Genomic DNA, 6878 nt, shown 5'->3' on the forward strand with positions numbered 1-6878 from the left:
CTTCTAACTGTAGGTTGTAGCTTTGAAGATCCACCATTTTCTGAGCCCAACCACCACTTGCTTCAACAAAAATAAGATCGGGAGCATCTATATTTTTCACATACTCTTCAGTCATACCTAGCAAAGAAAAAGAGTCGATATGAACATTTCGACAGCGTTTTAATTGCTGTCTCATATGTGCATGAAATTTTTCGTTGCTATAGATAAGCCATACATTCAAGTTGGTTTTAAGGCGAATCGCATCGTCTTCACTTGGTAAAATATCAATTGCTTCGCCCATACTACCCACCCTGTACTGGTTCCGGACACCTTGTCCTAGTATTTGTTTCAGCCTTTATCACACCCAAATTCTCAGCTGGTAAAATTGTCTCAAACGCAGGGGCAGTAAGAAAACCATTGGCCCCTAAAAAGCTTAGGTTACTGATCAGTTGAATGCCATAACCTATAGCTCTTGCTCTAACAAACTTGATCGCACTCAGGTTCGCTTCGAAATCAGAAGTAATTTCAACGCCAGAAGCATCTAAGTACGCGACCTCCAAATTACTATCACTAAAGCCTAGTAGTGGTATGTCTTCTACGACAACCCCCGCAATGTTATCGCGATCTAGCACGTAACAAACGGTCGCTAACCTAGCTGCTTTTCTGGTCGCCTCATTAACAATCTGCAATGAAAATACGTAAGCCCCTAAAGCTAGAATCAGAAAAATCAGCAAAAACACCAACCAAGAAACAATCGTAAATTCGATGATGGCTAAACCGCTATGTTTCTTGATTGACTCCATCAAAAAACCCTCATCACGGACGACACACTCAAGGGAATTGATAAACTTTCAGATGAAAATGGGACAGATAAGAAATGAGGAACATACTCATAATTCACCGTTATTCTCACATAACTGTCCGCAGTGGGAGGAGTAACAACCACATCAGAAGTTGCAAGACTAGAAAGTATGGCTGTACCTACCGTGTTTTTCCCGTAAACCACGATGTTTTGAATTTCCGCAGTCGGCGCCAATGCTCCACCTTGTGTTCCATAAACTTCGCTAACTGCGTATCGAGCCCCATTTTGAACCGATTTAGATATCACATTGTAATGAATTAGAATGTTTCCCAACTCAAGAACCAACACTAAGAAAAACAATAAAACTGGTGTTGCAATCATCATTTCAATAGCTGCGAGACCTTGCTGCTTGTTTAATTTCCTATTCATAACTAAGAGCCTCCCCCATCAGGGTCTTTATACAAAACAATTTTGTATGGACCTTCAGTTGATGATTCAGAACCACCAGAGCCACCAGCGACACTACAAGAATGTATAAACTCACCAAATACTGCTGGGGTTCCTGAATTGTTACTTGGTGCCTTTTGCAATAAGAAGAAACACCCTATTTTCTGCACGGTAAAACTGGTTACTCCACCACTTTTACCCGAACAATCGACCATCGGAATTGGAAGAATGCGTCGCCATGCTGTACCACCAGAAACACAACCCGAACCATTGTTTGTAATACATGCGTTTGTGTCTGACTCATATTGAGCATAGGTATAAGAGCCATCAAAATTAATGTCGCCCGTTTTTTTATCTATCTTAATTTGGGAGTTAGGCTCGGTAGTGACATAATCAGAAGGATAAGCTGAACTTGATAAACCACCACCATAATCACCAAAGCGAGTGTTCAACCCATCAGCAGTGGGGCCGACAGTTCCCCCGGGCTTGGTAGTGACACTATCGCCAATAGCTACGGAGTAGTCGTAATAACCAGCCAACGCCTCTTTTACTGTTTTTCCCCCAGACCCAAAGTCCAGCAAGTGATAGTTACCATTCCCCATTTGTGACAGTTTTTTATCACCCACTTTTAGAGCATGAACGGTTCCTACTTCATAGCCAAATACATTGGTAATTGCTTCACCGGTCGCATCATCATAGCCGTCTTCATTGATGTCATTATCTGAAGTTCCATCACCAATACATACTCCAATAGGTACAATGTTGTTGACGACTTGCAGTCCAGAACTAGGCCCAGCAACCGCTGTTGCCGATACATCTTTAGCTAAACCAAACATCTGAATGAAAAATTCATCCATATCCAGTGAACTAACATTAACGCGAACATAAACATCATCATCAGCACCAAACGTAGTTGTCCCCGCAAAACTTTGAGGGTCATTGGAGTATTCAACACTTACCACTGCTGTAGAAAAATTAAATTCATGATTACCAGAAGCTCCCGCCATAGCATTCAATGTTGATGTAACTTCTGCAGATACCGCAGCCTGGTCTTTGCTGTTATCCAATATAGTGGCTGCAGCCAATGCAGCGGAGTCAACCGCATTCTGTAAGCGCGTTTTATTCACTAGCATATGGTTGATGTCCACCGCCAAAGCAGACACCGCAAGGAATACGAGTAACGCAATGGTCACAAAGATGACCACCAAACCTCCCTGCTTCTTGGGACTATTTGATACTTGATACGACATAAAGTACCTCCACGCTAATTAAAGCTTTGTAAAACCTGGCTATTATTTCCGGAAAGATCCTCATCACCTTTGCCCACATAGCTGTCATAACTAGCTTGCATACGCTCACCAGTCCCATCAGGTAAAACTTCCAAGTTCTCTTGAGTCGCGTTCGGGTTGTACGTTTGTTCCACTTTCAACTGAACAACCGACTGCCCTAAAGGCGCGTCATTCGCACAACCAACTAATACCAGTGCGAGAAAGACCATCATTGTTCTAATCATATCTATCTCCTTACAAATCATGACCGAATGAACCTTCACTACCACCATCAGTTGGTGTGATAGGTTTAGAAGAACTTACATTACTGTTGTCTTCAGAATCAGAAGGCTCAGCAATATAAGCGCTTCTACCTAACAAGTAATATTCCAGGTCATTCGGGTCAACAAAGGCATCAGTTGGCAGTGTGACTTTGCTTCTGTCTACGGGTTTAGCGAGCCTAGGCGTAACAAGAATGACAAGCTCTGTTTCGCCAGATACATACTCTTGACTATTGAAGAGCTGACCTAAAATTGGCACATCCCCAATACCTGGCATTTTGTTACTGACGTCCCGCACGTTTTCACTCAGAAGCCCCGCAATACCAATAGTTTGTCCATCCGCAAGTTCAAGCGTAGAAGAGGCACTTCGACGTGTGATTGGAGGGATGAAATACGTCGCATTCGTCGAACCAGGGTCGATAGTCAATGAACTGCTGTTCGCAATTTCACTCACATCCACAGCCAAGTTTAGATTGATCTTTTTATCACTCAGAACCGTTGGGATAAATTTCAGACCGACCCCATACTCTTTATATTCAATCGTAATACCATCTTCATCTGGCACAGGGATAGGGAATTCACCACCCGCTAAAAACTCAGCCTTAGATCCACTTAATGCGGTTAAGTTAGGTTCAGCTAATACTTTCGCTACACCATTCTGTTTTGCTACATCCAGGGCGAATGTAAACAGGGTATTACTATCAATGAACGAGCCTAAAATCCCGTAATCAGTAGAGGTTGGAATATCAAAGACAGGCGTAGCCCCTAATACACCAGCAGGAACCGATGATGCACCCCATGAAAAGTTAGAGCCACTGGTCTGGAAGAAGTGGAAATTGGCATCGAACTTTCTCACTAAGCTTCGCTGAACCTCGGCGACCGTCACTTCTAACATGACTTGTTGAGCGCCACCAATCGACATTAAATTGATGACTCCGGTGGCAGCAACTTGCTCACTACCACTCTCTTTAGAGTCGTCTGCAGCTTGCCCTGCTGCGTAAGTTTCAGCAATTCGCATGGCAACATTCATCTTCTGTTGGTTGCTAATTTGCCCACTCAGTAACAAACGATTCTGCGCGCTGTGAACCTCTATAGTCTCATCAGGAAGAAACTCATACAGCTTGGACTTCAAACTATTTAAGTCATGAGTGACCTCGATATTAATCGACTCAATCAACTGTCCTCGTGAATCCCAAGCCATCAGATTTGTCGCACCTAACTTTTTACCAATCAAAAACACTTCGTTAGATTTTAAAATTACGATATCCAAAACATCAGGATCACCAAGTGAAACCTTGCTCGCTTTGCCGGATAACACCACATGTGTAGATTTATGGTGTGGAACCGTCACTGTTTTTCCCGTTTGCAATGCAGCAACACTTGCGGTCGAAAAACAAATCAGGCTCAAAAATAACGCTAATATAATTCTCATATCTCACCTCAATCCTTGACGCGCACACTGGATGTTTCCGTACCCTTGATAATGGTGACACTGGGTCTAGGCACGTATCGACGAACGACTTTTTTATCAACCTCATGAGGGTTTCTTAAGGTAAGCTGAATACTGCCTTTGCTCTTCGCCGTAAGAAGCTTCTCTGCATCTTTTGGGGTCACCTCAAGTGTTACCGCTCGAACTATGATAGGGCTGTTTTCTTTGGTTCTTGCTGTTTGGTCTACTGCTAACACTTTAATATCTTTCAACACTGTTCGAGTCGCCGCAGAGTTTTTGCCATAGGAAACGGTATTAAGAATATCGACCTTGTTTCCTGGTAATAGAAACCCTGCCACACCAATAACATCATCGACTCGAATAGTTACTGCTCGCTTATTTTCAGGAATCAACGCAGCGAGTGTTGAACCTTCACCAGGAACGGTAAAGCGCAACTTATGAAGCACCTCTCCTGCGTAGATAGTATTGGCGACAACTTTTCCAATTAGCTCGTTTTGATCTGAGTAATTATTTTCATTGATCCAATCCACTTCCATCAGCTTCGTCGTTAAGTACTGATCTTCAATTACGGTTCCAGCTTCAATTTCTTGAGATGCGACTACAACCGGGTGACGTTCAACCTCTTCAACTTCGATCGTCGGTTGAACTTGGTTATCCATCCATTGCTTAGCAAAAAATACAGCCGCTAAGCCGAATACTACGGACAGTAAAAACAATAGGAATACCTGACTCTTATTCATTATTTTCTTCCTCGTGTCCATCAGAGGTAAAATAGACTTCCCATGCCATGGAAAGAATATCGAAAGTAATAACGGGCGGGAGTTGCTCAAATGAAAGAATATCTTTGCTAATACCAGCGAGATCTTTAGGTAAGCAAGGGAAAAGCGGCACTTTGTATAGCGTGTGCATTTGAGACAATCGCTCAAAAAAACCATCTTGAAGTTCTACCCCTTTATCAGAAACGACACTCATCCATAAAGCTTCATAGTCTCGTTGGCAAAGAGGTTTAAATTCAATTTTATAACCCAACCGACGCAAGAACGCTGGGTCACTGATCTTATCCGGGTTTAAGTTGGTAGAGAAAGCGAGTGTGAGCACAAATGGCATCGTAACTTGCTGTCCATTCGGTAACGATAAGTAATCGAAGTAGTGCTCCATAGGTACAATCCAGCGATTAAGGAGGTTGTCCACTGGCATTGGTTGACGCCCGAGGTCATCAATAACCAAAATCCCATTATTTGCCATCACTTGTAAAGGCGCTAGCCAAACTCGGCTGTTCTCAGAATGATTAACTTCGAGCATATCCATGGTCAACTCTCCACCCACCTGGATATTGGGTCTTTCACAATTGAGCCAACGCTTGTCGTACTGATCTTTGAGAGAAACCAATGTTTCACTACCGTTACTGTCTAGCGGTTTATGATGTTGCGTAGAAAAAACTTTAATAATATTACCGAAGGCGTAAACGGCATAAGGGATAAACACCGAAGTATGCAAAGCATTGACGATACGTGTTGCTACAAACGTTTTCCCCGTACCAGCATGCCCATAAAGAAGTAGAGCCCTGCCGGAATTAATTGCAGGTCCCAACACTGATATCATTCTGTCGACTCCGTAGACGTCACTAAGAGCCGCTTCAACATGCGGTCGAGTAACCAATTCAGAGCGCAAATCTTGTTGATTCACAATATTGCTATATTGAGAGAGAGATACAGGAACAGGTCCTAAGTAAGCATCTCGAGTGAAAGCTAAATCCGCTTCTTCTATGCCTTTTTCAGACAGTGAATAACGGACATGGCTGTGTGAAGATGAGTCTAACGTTAAAGCTGAAGTTGGTTGAAAAACTTCAATGAATGATTTTTGTCTAAGTACCGCAAGTCCATTTTCTACAATATGTGTAACCACACATAAATAGTTAGATAGATCCAATACATCTGACTTAGGGTAAGCGGACAGGTGTTTGAGTAATAAATTTTCAATCACAACCTCAGGTACACCAAGCATTTCAATGGATGTAGGAACCACAGGAGCTGATATTTGAGGCTTTAAATTACTCGGGGACGGTATCCCACTAATATCCATATGTTCTCTCCAACACATCGAATAATGATTCAATTTAAATTACGTAAAATAGCTATACATCGCTAAGCCTATAACAACTGAAGGTGCGAAAGGCATCGTCACCTTATTTGAATACCGAGAATGAACCGTAGACACATTCTTTGTTCTGGTTGACATTCCACTAACTAACATTAGTTTTTCTTCAAAATAGTTTCTAACGGTCAGAGATTCACTGTTTGCACTATTATAGAGCAAGTAAAATGTAGCGATTATCCCTGCGGCAATGAGAATATAATAAGAAATATCAAGCAAATTACCCCAACCGACATACAGGCCTATCACACCCAATAGCTTTACATCACCAGCAGACATTGCTCGTAAAAAATATAAACAAAGCCCTGAAAAGAAAAAGGTTGCAGCGCCAACTAAAGAAGTCGTAAGTGAATCCCAAGAAATTCCGCCATTAATCAATAAAATAAAGTACAGTAATACAAATAAAATCAGAGCTTTATTTGGTATCCGATTTTCTTTCACATCGAAGACTGAAACAACAATTAATAGCACCCAAAAAACCAGAGATTCACTTATCA

The 6878-nt window shown here is 42.1% G+C and carries 8 protein-coding genes and 1 pseudogene; all 9 read right to left on the bottom strand.

The window, feature by feature from the left end:
* Positions 1–280: pseudogene (locus AB4496_RS22150) on the bottom strand (type II secretion protein); the annotation flags it as partial.
* A 1-nt stretch (position 281) separates the two neighbouring features.
* Positions 282–782, bottom strand: a complete 501-nt coding sequence (locus tag AB4496_RS22155) for a TadE/TadG family type IV pilus assembly protein (protein WP_009847494.1) — start codon at positions 780–782, stop codon at positions 282–284.
* Positions 782–1210, bottom strand: coding sequence for a TadE/TadG family type IV pilus assembly protein (locus AB4496_RS22160; protein ID WP_009847495.1), 429 nt, complete (start codon positions 1208–1210; stop codon positions 782–784). Before AB4496_RS22160 ends, AB4496_RS22155 begins: the two co-directional genes overlap by 1 nt.
* Before the next feature lie 2 nt (positions 1211–1212).
* Positions 1213–2478, bottom strand: a complete 1266-nt coding sequence (locus AB4496_RS22165) for a Tad domain-containing protein (RefSeq protein ID WP_009847496.1) — start codon at positions 2476–2478, stop codon at positions 1213–1215.
* A gap of 14 nt (positions 2479–2492) precedes the next feature.
* Positions 2493–2762 (bottom strand): hypothetical protein, encoded by a 270-nt coding sequence (locus tag AB4496_RS22170; RefSeq protein ID WP_032555265.1) that lies wholly within the window; start codon positions 2760–2762, stop codon positions 2493–2495.
* Positions 2752–4209 (bottom strand): type II and III secretion system protein family protein, encoded by a 1458-nt coding sequence (locus AB4496_RS22175; protein ID WP_102257765.1) that lies wholly within the window; start codon positions 4207–4209, stop codon positions 2752–2754. The genes AB4496_RS22170 and AB4496_RS22175 overlap by 11 nt, the downstream gene beginning before the upstream one ends.
* Before the next feature lie 8 nt (positions 4210–4217).
* On the bottom strand, positions 4218–4967 hold the full coding sequence (gene cpaB, locus AB4496_RS22180; protein ID WP_009847499.1) for a Flp pilus assembly protein CpaB: 750 nt from the start codon (positions 4965–4967) through the stop codon (positions 4218–4220).
* Complete coding sequence (locus AB4496_RS22185; RefSeq protein ID WP_102257764.1) at positions 4960–6309, bottom strand: ATP-binding protein; 1350 nt, start codon at positions 6307–6309, stop codon at positions 4960–4962. The genes cpaB and AB4496_RS22185 overlap by 8 nt, the downstream gene beginning before the upstream one ends.
* Before the next feature lie 39 nt (positions 6310–6348).
* Positions 6349–6876: a prepilin peptidase gene (locus AB4496_RS22190; protein WP_372131982.1), complete on the bottom strand. Its 528-nt coding sequence runs from the start codon at positions 6874–6876 to the stop codon at positions 6349–6351.
* Positions 6877–6878: the final 2 nt, after the last annotated feature.

The organism is Vibrio sp. 10N.222.46.A1, from assembly GCF_041473595.1.
GTDB lineage: Bacteria > Pseudomonadota > Gammaproteobacteria > Enterobacterales > Vibrionaceae > Vibrio > Vibrio tasmaniensis_A.